Genomic DNA, 17,890 nt, shown 5'->3' with positions numbered 1-17,890 from the left:
TAGAATGCCGGCTCTTTTTACAGAGCCGGCATTCATGTTTCCGCCTCCCACCGACTGGCTGGCCCCAGCCCCTCTCGAACCGCTTCATCTGGACTGGCTCACTGCCGCCGGGGTTGAAGTGGCCATCCTGCGTCTGGACCGGATCGACCCGCTGATCAGCGGCAACAAGTGGTTCAAACTCGTTGAACACCTGAAAGCCGCCGACCGTGCGGGCGCCGAAGGCATCATCAGCCTGGGCGGCGCGCACTCCAATCACCTGCATGCACTGGCCGCGGCGGGTAAACGCTTGGGATTCACGACAGTCGGGCTGTTGCGCGGTCATCCGCAGGACACGCCGACGGTCAGGGATCTGCAGGATTTCGGCATGCAACTGCACTGGCTCGGTTACGGCGGTTATCGGGCGCGGTACGCGCCAGGGTTCTGGCAGCCGTGGCGGGCGCAATACCCGACGCTGCATCCGGTGCCTGAAGGGGGCGGCGGGTTGCCGGGTGCGCAGGGTTGCGCATCGTTGAAGGATCAGGTCAGTCAACAACTCGGCAAGCTCGGCTGGGACAACCATGACGGTTGGTGGCTGGCCTGTGGCACCGGCACGACGCTCGCGGGACTGGTGCTGGCAGAGGCGGGTGAACACTCGGTGTATGGCGCAATGGCCGTGCCCGACGATCACGGTGTCGCGGCCAACGTTGAAGCGATCGTCGGAGATCTCGGAGGCTACGAACTGATCGACGCCAGCCGTGGCGGCTTCGCCAAAATCGATGCGCCGTTGCTTGAATTCATCGCGCAGACCGAACAGGCCAGCGGCGTTCCCCTCGAACCGCTGTACACCGGCAAGGCCTTGCTCGCGCTCAAACAACACATCGAGGCGGGCCGTTTCAAGAGTGGAACGCGCCTGATCTTCATCCACACCGGCGGCTTGCAGGGCCGGCGTGGATTCGAAGGCTAGGTTTCGTTGCGCTTGGGCATCATCCGCAGCAACGTGTTATCGCCCACCACGTAATGGTGATACAGCCCCGCCAATGCATGCAGGCCGATCAGCCAGTAGCCGGCGTTGCCGATCAACACATGCCAGTGTTCGACCTGTTTGGCGAGGGCTTTATCTTCGTGCACCAGCAACGGCAGGTCGAAGCCGTAGAACATCACCTGATGGCCCTCGGCGCTGGTAATCAGCCAGCCAAGAATCGGCATGCTGATCATGAACAGGTACAGCGCCCAGTGCATCAGACGGGCCAGTACGGTCTGCCATTGCGGGGAAGCGGGGAAAATCTTCGGCGCCGGGCCGATGCTGCGGGCCAGCAGGCGAAACCACACCAGGACGAACACGGTCAGGCCGAGCATGTAATGCACTTCGCGGATCAGCGAGCGGCCGCCGCTGCCCTTGGGGAAGATGCCACGCAACTCCATGCTGGCGTACACCAGCACCAACAACACCAGCATCAACCAGTGCAACAGGACTGACACGGTGCTGTAGCGTGATTCGGAACTTGTCCACGGCATACGGTGTTTCCTCACGGATCAGGGTCGAAACGTGCCGTTCTTGAGCGACGGCATGCTGTAACTGTAATCGCGTTTAAGTATTTTTGCCCGGCGTCGAACAGTTTTTTTCCAGTCGTCCAGTAGTTGAATTACATCAAGCGTATCGGATGTATTTTTTGCTGAGTATTGGTCAGGTGTAAGGTTTTATTGTTTATGTTTTGTATTGGTGTGGGTTTGAGTGGTTTTAGCGAAGTGGTTAATGTCGTTGAGCAGCAGTCAGTATCGTTTGTGTCAGGTATTGAGTTGCGATAAAAATTTCAGGTTATTTAAAAAGGATTTGAATATGGCAGTCAGTATTATTCTGGATAAAAAGCAACAGCAACAAATGACCCGCAAGGCCATGGCAAAACGTCCGGTCTCGCGGCCATCGGTAAAGCCACCTGTCAAACCTCCTGTTACTCCGGTCAAGCCACCCGTGAAACCCCCGGTGACTCCAGTCAAGCCACCCGTGAAACCCCCGGTGACTCCGGTCAAGCCACCCGTGAAACCACCCGTGAAACCAGTCACTCCACCCGCCAAACCTTCATCGCCAAACAAGCCTGCTCCAGCCAAACCACCGGTAAAGCCTGCGCCACCGACCGGCAAACCGCCGGTAACGCCGGTCAAGCCACCTGTCAGTGTAAGGCCGCCCATGCCGTGGCCGACCTTGAACATCAATGTCGATCCTGTGGCATTGATCAATTTGCTCAGTGCAATGGGCGTGGCGAAAAATCCCGATGGTTCGATTTCGCTGAGCGATGGCAGCCTCGTCAATCCCGGGCAAACGGCAGTCACACGTCCCGACGGGATCATCCAGCACGTTGATGGCAGGGTGGAGCACCCTGACGGGCGCATCGTCTGGCCGGACGATACTGTTGAATACCCGGACGGGCGTATTGTCTGGGCCGATGGAACCGAGCAACTTGCCGATGGTTCTATCAAGTATCCGGACGGTCTTGCTTACGATGCGCAAGGTAACTTGCAGGAGCTGTAATCAGTAATAATTCGAAAGGGATTTTTGATATTTGTGCTTGTTGTCGGCAGGCATAAATAAATGCCGCCAACTTTTTAAAAAAGTTGGCGGCGTTCTTTTATATCAAATGAAATTATCCGTTCTGCGGCATCTCGCCATTGGCCAGACGCTTGTTGATGTCAGCGATCACTTCCGGCAGATCGCTGATGGTGTCGATCATGTAGTGCGGACGCGAGCCTTCGAACAGGGCGTGAATGCGCTTGCGTTCGCTGGCCAGGGCATCGCTGCCCAGTGCGCGATAGCCTTCGTAATCCAGGCCCAGCGCATTGCCGGAGCAGGTCAGTGCCACGGTCCACATCCCGGCGCGTCGGCCTTCGAGAATACCCGGCACGGTGTCGTCGATCTTCACGCAGGCGGCGACATCGTCGATGCCCAGCGCAATCACGTTGGCCAGCGCCTGGGCCGGCCATGGACGGCCGTTCGGCACTTCGTCGGTGGCCACGACGTGGTCGGCGATGTAGCCGTTGGTGGCGGCCAGTGCCACGACCTTGTCCATCACTTGCTTCGGATAGCCCGAGCAGGAACCGATCTTGATGCCTTGCTGGCGCAGGTTGGCGATGGTCTCCAGTGCGCCGGGAATCAGCGCCGAATGCTCGGCGATTTTCTCGATCTGCAACGGCATGAAGCGGTTGTAGATCGCGGTTACGTCATCGTCGGTCGGGGTGCGGCCGAACGCCTTGCGATAGCGCTCGGCAACCTGCGGCTGATCGCACAGGGTGCGGATGTGATCCCACTTGCCCATGCCCATCGGGCCACGGGCCTCCTCGATGGACACCTGGACGTCGAACTCGGCGAAGGCTTCGACAAAGATCTGGGTCGGCGCGAAGGAACCGAAGTCGACCACGGTGCCGGCCCAGTCGAGGATGGCGGCTTGCAGCTGGGTTGGGTTGTTGTAGTTCATGGAGAAATCCTGCAGGAATGAGTTGTTTTGGCGTTCGGTGTACCTGTGGGAGCGGGCTTGCCCGCGATGGCGGTCTGACATTCACCATGGATGTCGACTGCCAAGGCCTCATCGCGGGCAAGCCCGCTCCCACAGGGGATTTGTGGTGTCGCTCAAATTTCCAGAACTTCCATCTCGCGCAGCACTTCACCCACCGCCGCGACGGCTTCGCGCATCTGCGCCGGGGTGACGTGGCCGATGCAGCCGACGCGGAAGGTTTCGACCTGGGTCAGCTTGCCGGGGTAGAGGATGTAACCCTTGGCCTTGACCCGTTCGTAGAAGTCCTTGAACTGGTAGCGCGGATCTTTCGGTGCGTGGAACGTCGCGATGATCGGCGCCTGGATCGCAGCGGGCAGGAAACTGCGCAAGCCGAGTTTGCCCATCTCTTCCATCAGCGCCTGGCAGTTGGCGGCGTAACGCGCATGCCGTGCGGGCAGGCCACCTTCTTCGTTGTATTGCAGCAGCGCTTCGTGCAGCGCGGCGACGACATGGGTCGGCGGGGTGAAGCGCCACTGACCGGTCTTCTTCATGTAGCTGTGCTGGTCGAACAGGTCCATCGCCAGCGAATGCGAATTGCCGGCGGCAGCGGCCAGAGATTCCTTGCGGGCAAACACGAAGCCCATGCCCGGTACGCCTTCCAGGCATTTGCCGGAGGCGGCGATCAGTGCATCGAACGGGACTTTTTGCGCATCCACCGGCAAGGCGCCGAAGGAGCTCATGGCGTCGATGATCAGGCGTTTGCCGTGTTGCTCGACAACCTGAGCGATTTCCGGCAGCGGATTGAGGATGCCGGTGCTGGTTTCGCAGTGGATCAGCGCGACGTGGGTAACGGCGTTGTCGGCGCGCAGCAGGCGGTCGACGTCGGCGGCGGTGGTCGGTTCGTCTTCAGCGGTTTCGAAGGTGCTGAACGAGCGGCCGAGCACTTCGCAGATTTTCGCCAGACGCTTGCCGTAAGCACCGTTGATCAGCACCAGCACCTTGCCGTCGCGGGGGACGAGGGTGCCGATCGCGGCTTCGACGGCGAAGGTGCCGCTGCCCTGCAAAGGCACGCAATGGTGGCTGGCGGCGCCGTTGAGGATCGCCAGCAGTTGCTCGCAGAGGCTGGCGGTCAATTGGTTGAAGCGGTCATCCCATGAACCCCAGTCGACCATCATCGCCTGACGGGTGCGGGCCGAGGTGGTCAACGGGCCGGGAGTGAGCAGGATGGGTGCGGCAGTACTCATTCATGTGTCCTCGCGATAGCGCTGTGGGATGAAGCTACGGGGCCTACGTTGCAATTCGGCGGGTCATCAATCAAATTGTTTGTTGTTATGCCAGCCATCAGTGAGGGTTATCCATGAACCTGTTCCAGCTCCGCGCCTTCGACGCCGTGGCCCGGGAAGGCAGCTTCACCCGTGCCGCCGCGCGGTTGTTCATCAGCCAGCCGGCAGTCACCGGGCACATAAAGGCGCTGGAGGAGCACTACCAGATCACGCTGTTGCGACGCACGGCGCGCCGGGTCGAGCTGACGGAGGAGGGCACCAAACTGGCGGCGATCACCCGGGCGATGTTCGGCATGGCCGAAGAGGCGCAGGCGCTGCTGGAAGCCAATCGGCAGTTGCTGACCGGGCGTCTCGAGGTGGCGGCGGACGGTCCGCACATGGTCATGCCGATGCTGGCCAGCTTGCGGGCGCGGTATCCGGGGATCACGGTGAATCTGCGGTTGGGCAACGCTCAGGAAACGTTGGCGGCGTTGTTGTCCGAGCATGCTGACGTGGCGGTGCTGACCGAGGTCGAACCGCGCAAAGGGCTGCATCTGCAAGCGTTGAGTGAATCGCGGATCTGCGCGCTGGTGCCGGCGGGGCATCCGTGGGCGACACGTGCCGGCGAGGTCAGGCTCAAGGAGCTGGATCAGGTGATCATGGTCTTGCGCGAGCCGAGTTCGATTACCCGGCGCACGTTTGATCAGGCCTGTGCGCAAGCGTCAGTCAGCCCGCGGGTGCTGCTGGAACTGGACAGCCGCGAGGCGGTGACAGAGGCGGTGGCGGCTGAGTTGGGGGTTGGGGTGGTGTCATCGGTGGAGGTCAGCCATGACCCCCGCGTCGTCGCGATTCCCATTGCCGGAGAAGGGTTGGTGAACCGGCACATGATCGGCTGCGTGGAGCGGCGGCGGGAGTTGCGCTTGATTCAGGCGTTTTTCGGATTGGCCCCGGTCTGAACAAGACTCTCGCGAACCATCTCGAGAAACGTCGCCACCACCCGCCGCGAACTTTGCTCGCGCAGGCACACCAGCGTTTCGGTCAACCTCCGGGTGCAATCGGTGATCGGCAACGCGCAAACCCGTGAGTCCGCACCAAACTCCGCCGCCGACACCACGCCCACGCCAATCCCCACCACCACTGCCTCCCGCGCCGCTTCCCGGCCCTCGACCTGGATCGCCGGGCGGATGCGGAAGCCGGCGCGGGCCATTTCCTCTTCCAGGGTCTGGCGGGTCACCGAGCCGTGTTCGCGCAGCACCAGCGGCGTGTCGTCCAGATCCTCCAGGCAGATCGATTCACGCTCGGCCCATGGGTGATGGCGCGAGACGAACGCCACCATCGGGTCGTTGCGCAGCGGCACGCACAACAGACGTTCATCGCTGACATCGCGCCCAAGCAACGCCAGATCAGCCTGATAGTTGAACAACCGAAACAGCGATTCATCGGTGTTACCGGTCTCGATCTTCACGCTGATCCCCGGGTAACGCTCGCAGAACCGAGCGATCTGCGGCAACACGTGCACCGGCGCGTCCACTGCCAGAATCAGGCTGCCGGTCTGCAAGGCCTGGGATTCCTGCAGCAACTCCTGGGCTTCGGCCTCGACCACGAACAGGCGCTGGGTGATTGCCAGCAAGCGTTCGCCGAGATCCGTCAGGCGCACCGAGCGCTTGTTGCGATGGAACAGCAACACGCCGAAGCGTTCTTCGAGTTTGCGCACCTGGTCGGAAATCGCCGGTTGCGTCAGATAAAGCCGCTCGGCGGCCTTGGTGAAGCTTCCGTGCACGGCCACGGCGTGAAAGGCTTTGAGCTGGGCGTGTGAAACCGACATGGCTGATTCCTCGTTTACAGGGGCAGTCCAGTAACAAGCTGAGCTTATGTGTGAAATACGATAAATCGATTTTATTTATTAAACAGTAATTGCTTTGATCCGCTCACGCCAACGCTGACTGCCCGGTCGGGCAGCGACGCTGGCCATGAGCCTGTGCGTGCAATACCAGGACTCATCTGACCGGTATCGCCGTAGGGACGGGGTGATATCGCAGTGCTCAACAATAAAAACACAGGCGTTTACTCATCGATTCTGCCGGCACACTCACACCCTGAGGTCAGAACCACAATGAACAAGCACATCGGCACCCTTGCGCGTTGGCGCATGCAGATCTTCGCTGTCACCTGGCTCGCTTACGCCGCGTTCTATTTCACCCGCAAAGCCTTTTCGGTGGCCAAACTGGGCATCGCCGAAGACCCAAGCTTCACCCTCGACAAAATGGCCATGGCCAACCTCGACGCGATTTACCTGGCGGCCTACGCCATCGGCCAGTTCACCTGGGGCATGCTCGCCGATCGCTTCGGCCCGCGGGTCGTGGTGCTCGGCGGCTTGCTGATTTCCGCTGCGGCAGCGCTGGTGATGGGCAGCTTCGCCACCTTGCCGATCTTCGCCACCTGCATGCTGATTCAGGGGCTGGCACAGTCCACCGGCTGGTCGGGTCTGTGCAAGAACCTCGGCAGTTTCTTCCCCTCCGAACAGCGCGGGCGAGTGCTCGGGTTGTGGAGTTCCTGCTACGCCTTCGGCGGATTGGTGGCCTCGCCGTTCGCCGGTTGGTGGGCGTACACGCTGATCGGTACCTGGCACGCGGCGTTCATTTCCAGTGCGGCGGTGGTCGCGGTGGTGGCGGTGTTGTTCTTCATCTTTCAGCGCAACAAACCGCAAGACGTCGGCCTGCCCGCCGTGGAGCCGGAGCCGCTCATCAGCGCCGAAGAGGCCGAAGCCAACAGCAAGCTCAGCGTGTGGGAACCGCTCAAGGAAATCCTGCGCAACCGCACGGTGCTGGTGCTGGGTCTGGCGTACTTTCTGTTGAAGCCGGCGCGTTACGCGATTCTGTTGTGGGGCCCGGTGATCGTGTTCGAACAGATGCCCTCGGTCGGCAAGGTCGGGGCGGCGATCATTCCGACGGCATTCGAACTGGCCGGGCTGCTGGGGCCGATCATGATCGGCCTGGCCTCGGACAAACTGTTCGGCGCCCGACGCATGCCGGCCTGCGTGTTGAGCCTGCTGGCGCTGACTGTGACCCTCGCGCTGTTCATGGGCGCCCTGCACACCGGCAGCGTGATGCTGGTGGTCGCACTGTTGTTCGTGATGGGCCTGACCCTGTATGGCCCGGACTCGATGATCAGCGGCGCGGCCGCCATCGATTTCGGCAAGGCCAAGGCCGGCGCCACGGCGGCGGGATTCGTCAACGGCTGCGGCTCGGTCGGTGCGGTGCTCGGCGGGTTGCTGCCGGGCTACTTCGATTCGGTGACGGTATTCATTGTGTTCGCCGGTTGCGCGCTGTTTTCGGCGCTGGTGCTGATTCCGCACTGGAACAGCCGTCCGGTCGGCGTCATGGAACCGCGTGCCTCTGTGCCCAATCGGGCCCTGACCATCAAACCTTTGCGTAACTGAATAAACCCTGCCTCGCGGCCTGCTGCGGCATTCGCGGCAGGCTGTACCGTGGCTGACTGACTGGAGAATGTTCATGAGACCGTTTTGGCTGGAGCAGGCCTTGCAGCTCGATTCGTCCGAACCGTGCCCGCCGCTGCAAGGCGACGTGCGCACCGATGTGTGCATCGTTGGCGGTGGTTACACCGGATTGTGGACGGCGATCATGCTCAAGCAGCAGAACCCCGAACTCGATGTACTGTTGATCGAGGCCGACATCTGCGGCGCCGGCGCCAGTGGGCGCAACGGCGGTTGCGCGCTGTCGTGGTCGGCGAAGTACTTCACCCTCGAGCGGCTGTTCGGCGTCGAAGAGGCGGTGCGGCTGGTCAAGGAATCCGAGCGCAGTATCCACGCCATCGGCGAGTTCTGCGAGCAGTACGGCGTCGATGCCGATTACCGCCTCGACGGTACGCTTTACACCGCCACCAACCGGGCGCAATGCGGTTCGACCGATGCGGTGATTGCGGCGCTGGAGGGCAACGGCATCAATTCGTTCACCCAACGGCCGGTCGCCGATGTACAGCGCATGGCCGGTTCGGAAAAACACTTGGAGGGCTGGTTCTCGCCGGCCGCCGCCAGCGTGCAGCCGGGCAAACTGGTGCGTGGCTTGCGCCGGGTGGCGTTGCAGCTGGGTGTGCGGATTCATGAAGGCACGGCGATGACCGGGCTGGAAGAGGGCCGTCCGGCGCGCCTGCACACGGCGAACGGCTGCGTGACCGCCGACCGCGTGGTACTGGCGATGAACGCGTGGATGGCCCGTGCCTTTCCGCAGTTCGAGCGCAGCGTAGCGATCGTGTCCAGCGACATGTTGATCACCGAACCCCGCCCGGAGCTGTTGCAGGAAATCGGTTTGACCAGCGGCGTGACCGTGCTCGATTCGCGGATTTTCGTGCACTACTACCACAACACCCCGGACGGCCGGATCATGCTCGGCAAGGGCGGCAACACTTTCGCTTATGGCGGACGGATGCTGCCAGTGTTTGACCAGCCATCGCCTTACGCCGGGTTGCTCAAGCGCAGCCTCGACGATTTTTTCCCGGCCTTCGCCGATGTGAAGGTCGACGCAACGTGGAACGGCCCGTCGGATCGCTCGGTCACCGGCCTGCCGTTTTTCGGCCAGATGAGTGCCAGCGGAAATGTGTTCTACGGGTTCGGTTATTCCGGCAGCGGTGTGGGGCCATGTCACATGGGTGGGCAGATCCTTGCCTCGCTGGTGCAGGGTCTCGACAACCCCTGGACACGCTCGCCGCTGGTCAACGGGCCGCTGGGCTATTTTCCGCCGGAACCGATCCGCTATCTCGGCTCGTTGATGGTGCGCAACGCCATTCGCCGCAAGGAGCGCGCCGAGGATCACGGACGGCGTCCTCGGCATCTGGATGTACGCCTGGCGAAATTCGCCGCTGCTGCGGGCAAGGCCGACAAGGCCTGAACGTCATGCTGACGGCGGGGTGTGCTTGAGCAGCCAGTCGAGCAACAGGCCGTCATCGTGTTGTTCCGGCGCTTGCCTTGTCTTGCGGGTGTGGCTGACATCCAGGCACAGAATCGGTCGGTCCGGATCGCTGTCGAGAAAACTCACCCAAACTTCACTGCCGGCGCGAGGCAGGGTTTCCCTGGCGATCGGTCCGTCACCACCGACCATGGCTATCGTCAGCCATAACCTGTCACTGTCGGCATCCAGACCCCGTCCAGGCCATAGCCGGACGGCGATACGTCCCTGGTCATCCAACTGAGGCGGCTGTCCGGGCGGGCCGAGCACTTTTGCCGGATGATACCCCGGAATGCTCGGGCGCGGCTGCGTGAGCGGCGGGCGAAACTCGGTCGACCACGGCAGCGCAGTGAAGTCGTTGTGATAGCGGCGAGGCGCAGGTACCGGGTCGAGAATCGAAGGTTGCTGGCCCTGATGGTGCAACTCGGTGATCAACCACTGATCGTTGAACGCGCCCACCGGGTGATCCGTGACCTGCAGCAAGCGGCCACTGAGCAGTTGAGTACAGTCGCTGCGTCCCTGAATGCATCGATACTGGCAACGCTGGCGCTCCAGTTGGCGGCGGCTGCGCTGATCGGCGTAGCGTTGCCCGCTCGGCAGGAAACCACGCTCGGGCCAGATATTGGCCAGGGGATGGTTGGCCGCCTCATCCTCGTTGCTCGGTTGTCCACGATCACGGACGTTGGGTGATACCCGCGCCATGACAGCGTCGTGACGCTGGTAAAGGGCGCTGAGGGCGGGCGATGGCGGCTCGATTTCTGTGCTGAAGGGCACGGGCAGTGGCGGCTGCGGCAGGCCAAGGCTGTCATCGGCGAACACCACGACATGGCCGTCCGGCCGGTGTTCGAAGTGGTAGTGAATGCCTTCTTCTTCACACAGTCGCTGCAACAGTGCCAGGTCGGACTCGTCGTACTGGATGCAGAAGGGGCGCGGCGGATAGTGCCCTGTCGTCAGGTCGAACCGATATCCGTGCGCAGGCCACCGATGTTCGACAAGCAATTGTTCGAGAATGTCAGGCACGCTCGATCGGGTGAATACCCGGCGTCGGGTCTGCTGTTCCAGTTGTTGCAGGTGTGGCACCAGTACCAGCCGATAATCGATCCGATGGGCGCCGCGATGCTCGCAACTGGCGCTGTGCAGGGTGCCGTGAATGCCATGGTCGTCATTCAATTGCAGGTAAGCCGACCGATGCAACAAGGTGGCGGGAGCCAGTGCCGGGGCCAGACCAATGACGTCGATCTCGAAGCGATAGGGCCGGTTCAGCGCTTCATGACCGCGAAAACGCAGTACCGGCAGACTCAGGCCACCCTCGATGAGGGTCAGCGTGAAGGGACTTTCCTTGTCATTGAGCATTCGTAAGGGGCTCTGTCGGGTAATACGGACGACAGAGGGTACGAAACCGCAGCAGGAAATGGTCATGACAAACCGGTTTTTCAGAATCGCCCTACAAAGTGTGTAGAAGATGTCGACGGGCAACGGATTTTTTGGTCGATTGCCGACTTTAGGCCGTATAAACTTGCGCCACGCGTCGGCCAATAGATGTCTCGGCGCCACAGATCAAGAGAGTGAGTAATGGGCGCACAGTGGAAGGTTAAACACAAAGAAGCGGCAGCCAACGCCAAGGGCAAGATCTTCGGCAAACTGGTGAAAGAGATCACCATCGCTGCCCGCAACGGTGCCGATACCGCCACCAACGCACACCTGCGTCTGGTGGTCGAACAGGCCAAGAAAGCCTCGATGCCCAAGGAAACCCTGGACCGCGCCATCAAGAAGGGTGCAGGTCTGCTGGGCGAGACCGTTCAGTACCATCGCGTGACTTACGAAGGTTTCGCACCGCATCAGGTTCCGTTGATCGTCGAGTGCGTTACCGACAACATCAACCGCACCGTGGCGGAAATCCGCGTGGCGTTCCGCAAGGGCCAACTGGGCGCTTCCGGCTCGGTGGCCTGGGACTTCAACCACGTCGGCATGATCGAAGCCTCGCCGGACACCCCTGACGCCGATCCGGAAATGGCCGCGATCGAAGCCGGTGCCCAGGATTTCGAGCCGGGCGAAGAGGGCGCGACCCTGTTCCTGACCGACCCGACTGACCTGGACGCCGTTCAGAAAGCCCTGCCGGAGCAAGGTTTCACCGTGCTGTCGGCCAAACTGGGCTATCAGCCAAAGAACCCGGTCAGCGGCCTGAGCGACGAGCAGATGGCTGAAGTCGAAGCGTTCCTCGAAGGCCTCGACAACCATGACGACGTGCAGGAAATGTTCGTCGGCCTGGCGGGCTGATTCATCGCGTCAGCGATCGACCCGGTGGTGGCGCAGCAGGCGTCATCACCACCGGGTCATTGCGGTCAAATCCTGTTGATCTGCCCGACCACCTCATCGAACCCCGGCCGCGCCAGCACATCCGGCTGACAGCAGCGCTGTTCAAGCGCTTCCAGCGCCTCCCGTTGCCCGTCACTCAACCCCGAGTCGATGCGCGCCAGCAATTCCCCCAGCAAGATCCCGAACGCCCGCACTTCGATGCGTTGCAGTGCGCGGGTTTCCAGGTTGTCCGTCGTGGCATGGAATGACGCCGCGCCGAAGTCACCCAACAGGCAGTCGCCTTCCTCGTTCAACAATATGTTGTGGCCATACAGATCGCCATGGGTGATGCCCTGCCGATGCAGATGCTCGGCGACCGACGCGATGCCGCGGGCAATGCGCAACGCGACATCTGCGCTGAAACGGCAGTCATCGGTGTAGATATCCCGCGAACAGGAGGCCAGGCTCGGCAGCGCGGCGAGGTTGCGATAGCTCGGGTCGATCAGTTGCATCACCAGCCCTTGCTGGCCATCTGGGTGATTGCCGATGCGCCCCTCGACCCGGATCAGATTCGAGTGCAGGCCGGCGGTGATGCAGGCGTTCATCTCGTGCAGCGGCGAGCCGTCGCTGGTCATCTCGCCCTTGTAGAGTTTGACTGCCACTGAACGCTCAGGCTGGTCTGCCGATTGCCACACGGCACGGGAAATCACCCCGGAAGCTCCTTCGCCGAGCCGCTGCTGCAGACGCAGGCTCGACCAGTCGATCAGCGGCGTGGCTTCCAGCGCAGCGGCGTCGGCCTCGGTTTCCAGCGGGTTGCCGGCGTAGGCCAGCCAGGTCAGGCTCGGCAGGGTCAGCAACCACTGTGGCAGCTCCGTCAGCTGGTTGGCGGCGATGCGGATCAGTTCCAGCCGATGGCACTGGCTCAGCGATGGCGGCAAGGCACGCAGGCGATTGCCGGCGAGCATCAGCTTTTGCAGGAGCGGGCGTTCGCCCAGTTCGGCTGGCAGGGCTTCAATCAGGTTGTCGGTCAGGATCAGCCAGCGCAACTGCGGTGGCAGCGCTGCGCCGGATACCCGGGCAATCCGGTTGGCCTTGAAGCCGATCATGCTCAGGGCCTCGCACTGGCCGAGGCACTCGGGCAGCTCGGTGAACCGGTTGTCGGAGCAGAACAGCACGCGCAGACGGGGCAGGCGATGCAGGTCGTGCGGCAGGCTGCTCAAGGCATTGCCGCTGAGGTTGAGCACCTCCAGCGTGTCGGCCAGGTCGAATATCTCACGGGGGAACTCGGTCAGGCCTTCGACCAGGTCCAGCCGGGTGATGCCCGACAGTTCGCCGGCGCGCAATTGAGCAAGGGTGTGCATGTCATGAATCGCTATCAAATAGGGCGCAGTGACGCCGGGAATGGGCGGCATGATAACGGCAAATCAGGCCGGCTCGCGCACTTCCGGCAATTGCCCCAGCCGGCTGCGGGTACGCGCCAGATCGATGGCGTTGCCGGCCAGGCTTTCGCGCAGGGGCAGGTGCCCGAGCAGCGTCAGGCGTTTGTCCTGATCGTAGAGCACGTCAATCAGGTTGATGAAGCGCTGCTGGACGGCTATCGAGCACTCCTCCAGTTCCGGCAGCTCATCGATGATCCAGTGGTCGAAGCGGCGGCACAGTTCCAGATAATCCATCACGGCCGTGGGCTGTTCACACAGGTCATTGAAGGTAAAGGCGACGCGGCGGCCCTCACACAGACGGGCCTGTAAAACCCGGTTGCCCACCGCCAGCGGCTGCGGCGCGGCGTGCCGTGGCGGCAAATCAAGGGTCAAGCGTTGCGCCGGCGTGGCTGGCCACACGTAATGACCCTGAGTGAACATTTGATGGGCGTGATTGCGCGCCTGGCTGCGGTAGTCGTGGGGGCCGCCGACTTCCATGACCTGCATGCGGGCATGGATCAGGTCGATCACCGGTTTGAACCGTGCGTGATACAGCGGGTTGGGCAGCAGGCCTTCGGGCGGGTAATTGGAGGTCACAAGCAGCAGGATTGCGCGCTGGAACAGGGCCTTGTACAACCGGGTGATGAGCATCGCGTCGCCGATGTCATGCACGTGGAACTCGTCGAAACACAGCACCCGGCAGTCCAGCAGCAGTTCGTCGAGCGAGGCAGCGAGGGCGTCTTCCTGCTCGCGATGCCGGAACATGGCCTGGTGCAGGTCGGCGAAGAACTGATGGAAATGCAGACGTTGTTTCTGCGACGTCGGCAGGGCCTGGAAGAAACCGTCGAGCAGCCAGCTCTTGCCGCGTCCGACGGCACCGTGCAGGTACAGACCGGGCGGGGTTTGCGCCGCAGGCCCGAACAACATGGCGGCCTGTTGCGCCATGTAGTCGATCACGCGCAGCTGGCTGTGGCTGAGGGTGTAGCCCTGGTCATGGGCCTTTTGCCTGAAGTAGTCGCGGATCGCCTGGGCGCTGGCGCAATGGCCGGCACTGGCAAGGTTTCGGTGGCCGAACAAACGGCGTAACCCTGAAAGACGCTGGGACAGGCGCGAACGTTCGGGCGGTCGGGCGGGCACGGTGGAGTCACTCCGTCAGGGTCGGGCCGGCTCCCCCCGAGCGCGGCAGCGTAGTGTAACCAGACGGATAGTTTTCCATCCACTGCGCTTTGTCGGCCGACGGTCTTGCTGGACAGCAATCTGCGGCGCGTACAGGTTTTTGCAGCGTGATGGGGGTGGTAGATCGACAACTTTTCGAAACATATCCCGCACGATCAATGGATCCAATCGACTGGCGCATTCGGCGTCCGTTGCTAACCTGAAACACTGTAACGGCAGAGATGCTGTCGCCATCAAGGATCGGACGGTGAATGCAGGAGTGGTCTGGGCACTGCTGGGCGGGCTCGCGGCACCGGCGCATGGCGCCGATCTGCAGGTTGAAGTGCGGGTCGACGTGCAGCGTGGCTGTCAGTTGATCGGTCAGCAGCGTGACGCGGGTATCGGGCAATTGGGTGTGCTCGATTTCGGCAGTACGGCGCGGCTCGATGATCCGGCCGGACCGCTCGGGGCGGCGTTGACCCCTTCGCGCCTGCCACGCCTGGAGTGCAACCCGGACACGCCGTACCAGCTGCGTGTCGATGGCGGACTGCACGGCGGGACCGGCGAGGTGCGTTACATGGCGGGCGAGGCGGGGGGCAAGGCGATTCCCTACCGTCTGTATCAGGATGCCGCGCGGCAGGTGCCGCTGGTGGTGGATGTACCGGTCAGCGGACGTGTACCGGACAGCGGTTCGGTGACGTTGCCGCTGTACGGGCGGATCGAGCGGATGGCCGAGGTGCCACGGGTCAGTCGGTACTCGGATCTGGTCAAGGTGACCGTCACCTGGTGATCAACCGGAGTGATGCGGCAATGGTGCGTTCAATGACGAGCGCGGTGGACGATCTTCAGGGACCGGAAGGAGTAGGGATGCAATGACGGGCAAGCACTGGCTGGTCATCACCGCAGGCGCATTGCTGTTGCTCACCGAAGGTGCGCAGGCGTCGGTCAACGGACAGATCCACGCCCGCCTGACCCTGATCGCAGGCTGCGAAGTGACCAACACCTCCACGTCCGCCAGCCCGGTGGGGGATTTCGGCAAGCTCGACTTCGGCCAGCAGGGCCCCACCTGGAATACTCCCATCAAGGCCAGTCTGGCCAATGACAGCAGCGGCAGGCTCAACGTCGCCTGCAATCCGTCGGTGACCGGTTTCACCGTGAGTATCGACGGCGGCACCCATGGCGACGGCAATACCCGCCGCCTGAGCAACGGTCGTCAGACCATCCCCTATCAACTGTTTCTCGATGCCTCGGGCAGCCAGAGCTACAGCATCGGCCAGCAACACAATTTCGCGGTCACCAGCGGCGCACAGATTCCGATTCCGGTATTTGGCACGGTGGTGGCGAACACCCGCGCGGTACCGGCCGGTGTCTATACCGACACCCTGACGGTGACGCTCGACTGGTAAATCGTAGAGGAAGGACACCATGGGTACGATTGCATCAAGGATAGGTCTGTCGCTGCTCGGTCTGACGCTGGCTTCCAGCGTCAACGCCGCCACCACGGTCACCGGCCAGATCACCTCCAGCCTGATCCTGATCAGCAGTTGCCAGGTCAACGGCTCTGGCGGATCCACCGGACTGAACTTCGGCGCCCTGAATTTCGGCACGGCCGACAGTCTGTTCACCACCGCGACCGGGCAGGTGCTGGGTGGCGGTGGCGGGGCCTTGTCGATTCTCTGTTCTGCCGGCACCACGCCGACGGTCAAGGTGCGGGCCGGTGCCCATGACGGCCAGTCGCCCGGTGGCAGTCGCGCGTTGTACGACGGGGTTGCCAACTATGTGCCCTATGACTTGTACACCGATGCCGGGCACTCGCAGCTGCTGGCCATCGACGGGGTGATCAGCCTTGCCGCCAGCACAGGGGTGGCGCAAACCGTGAATATCTATGGTCAGGCGGTGGGCAAGGCCGGCCTGCCGGCGGGCACCTACACCGACACCATTGCCGTTGAACTGACGTTCTAGTGCCATGGGCCGGCATGGCTGTGCGGCACTGCTGGTGCTGTGCGCGGGGGCGGCGCCGTTACCGCTGGCAGCAGTGACCAGCCAGAGCTTTCAGGTCAGCGCGACAATCACACCTGGCTGCCTGGTGGTGGGAGGGGTGTCGAACTATGGCGGACTGAATTTCGGTTCGAGTTCGGCCCTGGCCACCGGCACGGTGCAAGTGGCGTTGACCGGCGGCGTGCAGTTGCAATGCACGCCGGGCGTGACATTGAACATGACGGTCGATGGCGGCCAGTACAACAGCAGCGGTCGACACATGCAGCTCAACAGCGGCAGCGCGCGGGTGGCTTATGCGCTGTTTCGCGATGCGGCCTACAGCCAGAGCCTGGGAGTCGGTCAGACCGTGGCGGTGGCCTACAGCGACGCCAACAACATCAGCCTGCCGATCTACGGTCAGGTGCAGTTGCCGGGCACGGTGCCCGGGGGGACGTACAGCGACGTGTTGCAGGTGCAACTGTCGTGGTGATGAATGGCACAAGGAGCGGGGTTATGGGGGTTGTCTCGTCGCGGCTGTTGCGGGCGGGTTGCGCAATGTTGATGTTGGCTTCACTCGGGGCGATCAAGGCTCAGGCGGCCAGTTCGGTGCTGATCTGGCCCATCGATCCGGTGCTTGAGGCCGATCAGCAGGCCAGTGCGTTATGGCTGGAGAACCGTGGCAGCGAGACCGCCAACCTGCAGATCCGTGTGTTTGGCTGGAGCCAGAACGGTTATCAAGAGCAGTACCAGAACCAGCGTGACGTGATTGGCAGTCCGCCGGTGGCGAAGATTGAACCGGGGCAGAAACAACTGGTGCGCCTGACCCGGACCAAAGACGTGCCGCCCGGTCAGGAACTGGCCTACCGGATCATCATCGACGAAATTCCTTCGGCTCAGCCTCCCGTCGCCGATGCGGGGAAAACCGCTGCGGCGATCCGTTTCCAGATGCGTTATTCGGTGCCGCTGTTCGCCTACGGAGCAGGGCTCTGGAGCAAGGAAGACAGCACCCGGCAGCGCGATCCCAAGGGGATCGGCCTGCCGCAATTGAGCTGGCGCACGGTCTCGGTCGACGGCAAACCCTATGTGGAAGTGCGCAACCAGGGCGCGGTGCATGCGCGACTGACGGATGTCGCGCTCAAACAGGGCGGGCAGAGCCAACCTTTGGCGCAGGGGCTGCTGGGTTATGTGCTGCCTGGCGCGGTCATGCGCTGGCCGGCGCCGGGATCTGTGACGGGGGAGCTGGTGGGCCGGATCAATGGCGCGACGCAGGTGCAAGGCATCGCCCCGGCGAAGTAGGGACTTCAACCTGCGGGTCTGGTAGTGCGCGGCCGCCGGGCAAGCGACAGGTTGGCGGGCAA

Annotated in this window: 19 protein-coding genes; 11 read left to right on the top strand and 8 right to left on the bottom strand. The window is 62.5% G+C overall.

What is annotated here, in order from left to right:
- Positions 1 to 34 precede the first annotated feature (34 nt).
- Entirely contained in the window at positions 35 to 943 is a 909-nt protein-coding gene (locus tag C6Y56_RS17905; protein ID WP_169431011.1) for a 1-aminocyclopropane-1-carboxylate deaminase/D-cysteine desulfhydrase, read from the top strand.
- Here C6Y56_RS17905 and C6Y56_RS17900 read toward each other — a convergent pair.
- Positions 940 to 1,494 carry a cytochrome b gene (locus C6Y56_RS17900; protein WP_169431010.1) on the bottom strand — a complete coding sequence of 185 codons (555 nt, stop codon included), beginning with the start codon at positions 1,492 to 1,494 and terminating at the stop codon, positions 940 to 942. The two genes, C6Y56_RS17905 and C6Y56_RS17900, sit on opposite strands and share 4 nt — an antisense overlap.
- A gap of 270 nt (positions 1,495 to 1,764) precedes the next feature.
- Positions 1,765 to 2,187 carry a hypothetical protein gene (locus tag C6Y56_RS29410; protein WP_169431009.1) on the bottom strand — a complete coding sequence of 141 codons (423 nt, stop codon included), beginning with the start codon at positions 2,185 to 2,187 and terminating at the stop codon, positions 1,765 to 1,767.
- Between C6Y56_RS29410 and C6Y56_RS17890 the strand changes: the two genes are divergently transcribed.
- A complete protein-coding gene (locus C6Y56_RS17890) occupies positions 2,180 to 2,506 on the top strand; it encodes a hypothetical protein (RefSeq protein ID WP_169431008.1) in 327 nt (108 codons plus the stop codon). The two genes, C6Y56_RS29410 and C6Y56_RS17890, sit on opposite strands and share 8 nt — an antisense overlap.
- Before the next feature lie 112 nt (positions 2,507 to 2,618).
- Here C6Y56_RS17890 and phnX read toward each other — a convergent pair whose 3' ends face one another.
- Together phnX and C6Y56_RS17880 are read right to left on the bottom strand one after the other, a co-directional pair.
- Entirely contained in the window at positions 2,619 to 3,446 is an 828-nt protein-coding gene (phnX, locus tag C6Y56_RS17885; RefSeq protein WP_169431007.1) for a phosphonoacetaldehyde hydrolase, read from the bottom strand.
- Between the two features lie 152 nt (positions 3,447 to 3,598).
- Positions 3,599 to 4,708: a 2-aminoethylphosphonate--pyruvate transaminase gene (locus C6Y56_RS17880; protein ID WP_169431006.1), complete on the bottom strand. Its 1,110-nt coding sequence runs from the start codon at positions 4,706 to 4,708 to the stop codon at positions 3,599 to 3,601.
- 113 nt (positions 4,709 to 4,821) lie between these two features.
- Here C6Y56_RS17880 and C6Y56_RS17875 point away from each other — a divergent pair, with 113 nt between their 5' ends.
- A complete protein-coding gene (locus tag C6Y56_RS17875) occupies positions 4,822 to 5,682 on the top strand; it encodes a LysR substrate-binding domain-containing protein (protein ID WP_169431005.1) in 861 nt (286 codons plus the stop codon).
- Here C6Y56_RS17875 and C6Y56_RS17870 read toward each other — a convergent pair.
- Positions 5,652 to 6,551: a LysR family transcriptional regulator gene (locus C6Y56_RS17870; RefSeq protein ID WP_007951543.1), complete on the bottom strand. Its 900-nt coding sequence runs from the start codon at positions 6,549 to 6,551 to the stop codon at positions 5,652 to 5,654. The two genes, C6Y56_RS17875 and C6Y56_RS17870, sit on opposite strands and share 31 nt — an antisense overlap.
- A 288-nt stretch (positions 6,552 to 6,839) precedes the next feature.
- On the opposite strand from C6Y56_RS17870, the gene C6Y56_RS17865 reads away from it, so the two are divergent.
- Both C6Y56_RS17865 and C6Y56_RS17860 read left to right on the top strand, forming a co-directional pair.
- Entirely contained in the window at positions 6,840 to 8,165 is a 1,326-nt protein-coding gene (locus C6Y56_RS17865) for an MFS transporter (protein WP_169431004.1), read from the top strand.
- Positions 8,166 to 8,232: 67 nt separating this feature from the next.
- The gene (locus C6Y56_RS17860) at positions 8,233 to 9,630 is read left to right on the top strand and encodes an FAD-dependent oxidoreductase (protein WP_169431003.1); all 1,398 of its coding nucleotides are present in this window, start codon (positions 8,233 to 8,235) and stop codon (positions 9,628 to 9,630) included.
- Positions 9,631 to 9,633: 3 nt separating this feature from the next.
- On the opposite strand, the gene C6Y56_RS17855 is transcribed toward C6Y56_RS17860, so the two are convergent.
- Positions 9,634 to 11,040, bottom strand: coding sequence for a type VI secretion system Vgr family protein (locus C6Y56_RS17855; RefSeq protein ID WP_169431002.1), 1,407 nt, complete (start codon positions 11,038 to 11,040; stop codon positions 9,634 to 9,636).
- 219 nt (positions 11,041 to 11,259) lie between these two features.
- On the opposite strand from C6Y56_RS17855, the gene C6Y56_RS17850 reads away from it, so the two are divergent.
- Positions 11,260 to 11,964 (top strand): YebC/PmpR family DNA-binding transcriptional regulator, encoded by a 705-nt coding sequence (locus C6Y56_RS17850; RefSeq protein WP_085712455.1) that lies wholly within the window; start codon positions 11,260 to 11,262, stop codon positions 11,962 to 11,964.
- A gap of 65 nt (positions 11,965 to 12,029) precedes the next feature.
- Here C6Y56_RS17850 and C6Y56_RS17845 read toward each other — a convergent pair whose 3' ends face one another.
- Both C6Y56_RS17845 and zapE read right to left on the bottom strand, forming a co-directional pair.
- The gene (locus tag C6Y56_RS17845; protein WP_169431001.1) at positions 12,030 to 13,343 is read right to left on the bottom strand and encodes a leucine-rich repeat-containing protein kinase family protein; all 1,314 of its coding nucleotides are present in this window, start codon (positions 13,341 to 13,343) and stop codon (positions 12,030 to 12,032) included.
- A gap of 63 nt (positions 13,344 to 13,406) precedes the next feature.
- A complete protein-coding gene (zapE, locus tag C6Y56_RS17840) occupies positions 13,407 to 14,537 on the bottom strand; it encodes a cell division protein ZapE (protein WP_169431000.1) in 1,131 nt (376 codons plus the stop codon).
- A gap of 286 nt (positions 14,538 to 14,823) precedes the next feature.
- On the opposite strand from zapE, the gene C6Y56_RS17835 reads away from it, so the two are divergent.
- From C6Y56_RS17835 to C6Y56_RS17815, 5 genes are all read left to right on the top strand, one after another.
- Positions 14,824 to 15,345, top strand: coding sequence for a Csu type fimbrial protein (locus C6Y56_RS17835; RefSeq protein WP_169430999.1), 522 nt, complete (start codon positions 14,824 to 14,826; stop codon positions 15,343 to 15,345).
- An 82-nt stretch (positions 15,346 to 15,427) separates the two neighbouring features.
- On the top strand, positions 15,428 to 15,961 hold the full coding sequence (locus C6Y56_RS17830) for a Csu type fimbrial protein (RefSeq protein WP_169430998.1): 534 nt from the start codon (positions 15,428 to 15,430) through the stop codon (positions 15,959 to 15,961).
- A gap of 19 nt (positions 15,962 to 15,980) precedes the next feature.
- Positions 15,981 to 16,517: a Csu type fimbrial protein gene (locus C6Y56_RS17825; protein WP_169430997.1), complete on the top strand. Its 537-nt coding sequence runs from the start codon at positions 15,981 to 15,983 to the stop codon at positions 16,515 to 16,517.
- A 4-nt stretch (positions 16,518 to 16,521) separates the two neighbouring features.
- Positions 16,522 to 17,022: a Csu type fimbrial protein gene (locus tag C6Y56_RS17820; RefSeq protein ID WP_169430996.1), complete on the top strand. Its 501-nt coding sequence runs from the start codon at positions 16,522 to 16,524 to the stop codon at positions 17,020 to 17,022.
- 23 nt (positions 17,023 to 17,045) lie between these two features.
- Positions 17,046 to 17,828, top strand: coding sequence for a fimbrial biogenesis chaperone (locus C6Y56_RS17815; protein ID WP_169430995.1), 783 nt, complete (start codon positions 17,046 to 17,048; stop codon positions 17,826 to 17,828).
- Positions 17,829 to 17,890 lie beyond the last annotated feature (62 nt).

The sequence above is a fragment of the Pseudomonas fluorescens genome (assembly GCF_012974785.1).
GTDB classification, from domain to species: domain Bacteria; phylum Pseudomonadota; class Gammaproteobacteria; order Pseudomonadales; family Pseudomonadaceae; genus Aquipseudomonas; species Aquipseudomonas fluorescens_BT.
Note: the sequence above shows the minus strand (reverse complement) of the source record. Positions and strands in the feature narration are given on the sequence as shown.

Coding starts and splice junctions, on each gene's coding strand:
- C6Y56_RS17905 (WP_169431011.1), top strand. CDS start 35: ATGTTTCCGCCTCCCACCGACTGGCTGGCCCCAGCCCCTCTCGAACCG.
- C6Y56_RS17900 (WP_169431010.1), bottom strand. CDS start 1,494: ATGCCGTGGACAAGTTCCGAATCACGCTACAGCACCGTGTCAGTCCTG.
- C6Y56_RS29410 (WP_169431009.1), bottom strand. CDS start 2,187: ATGTTCAAGGTCGGCCACGGCATGGGCGGCCTTACACTGACAGGTGGC.
- phnX (WP_169431007.1), bottom strand. CDS start 3,446: ATGAACTACAACAACCCAACCCAGCTGCAAGCCGCCATCCTCGACTGG.
- C6Y56_RS17880 (WP_169431006.1), bottom strand. CDS start 4,708: ATGAGTACTGCCGCACCCATCCTGCTCACTCCCGGCCCGTTGACCACC.
- C6Y56_RS17875 (WP_169431005.1), top strand. CDS start 4,822: ATGAACCTGTTCCAGCTCCGCGCCTTCGACGCCGTGGCCCGGGAAGGC.
- C6Y56_RS17870 (WP_007951543.1), bottom strand. CDS start 6,551: ATGTCGGTTTCACACGCCCAGCTCAAAGCCTTTCACGCCGTGGCCGTG.
- C6Y56_RS17865 (WP_169431004.1), top strand. CDS start 6,840: ATGAACAAGCACATCGGCACCCTTGCGCGTTGGCGCATGCAGATCTTC.
- C6Y56_RS17860 (WP_169431003.1), top strand. CDS start 8,233: ATGTTCATGAGACCGTTTTGGCTGGAGCAGGCCTTGCAGCTCGATTCG.
- C6Y56_RS17855 (WP_169431002.1), bottom strand. CDS start 11,040: ATGCTCAATGACAAGGAAAGTCCCTTCACGCTGACCCTCATCGAGGGT.
- C6Y56_RS17850 (WP_085712455.1), top strand. CDS start 11,260: ATGGGCGCACAGTGGAAGGTTAAACACAAAGAAGCGGCAGCCAACGCC.
- C6Y56_RS17845 (WP_169431001.1), bottom strand. CDS start 13,343: ATGCACACCCTTGCTCAATTGCGCGCCGGCGAACTGTCGGGCATCACC.
- C6Y56_RS17830 (WP_169430998.1), top strand. CDS start 15,428: ATGACGGGCAAGCACTGGCTGGTCATCACCGCAGGCGCATTGCTGTTG.
- C6Y56_RS17825 (WP_169430997.1), top strand. CDS start 15,981: ATGGGTACGATTGCATCAAGGATAGGTCTGTCGCTGCTCGGTCTGACG.
- C6Y56_RS17820 (WP_169430996.1), top strand. CDS start 16,522: ATGGGCCGGCATGGCTGTGCGGCACTGCTGGTGCTGTGCGCGGGGGCG.
- C6Y56_RS17815 (WP_169430995.1), top strand. CDS start 17,046: ATGGGGGTTGTCTCGTCGCGGCTGTTGCGGGCGGGTTGCGCAATGTTG.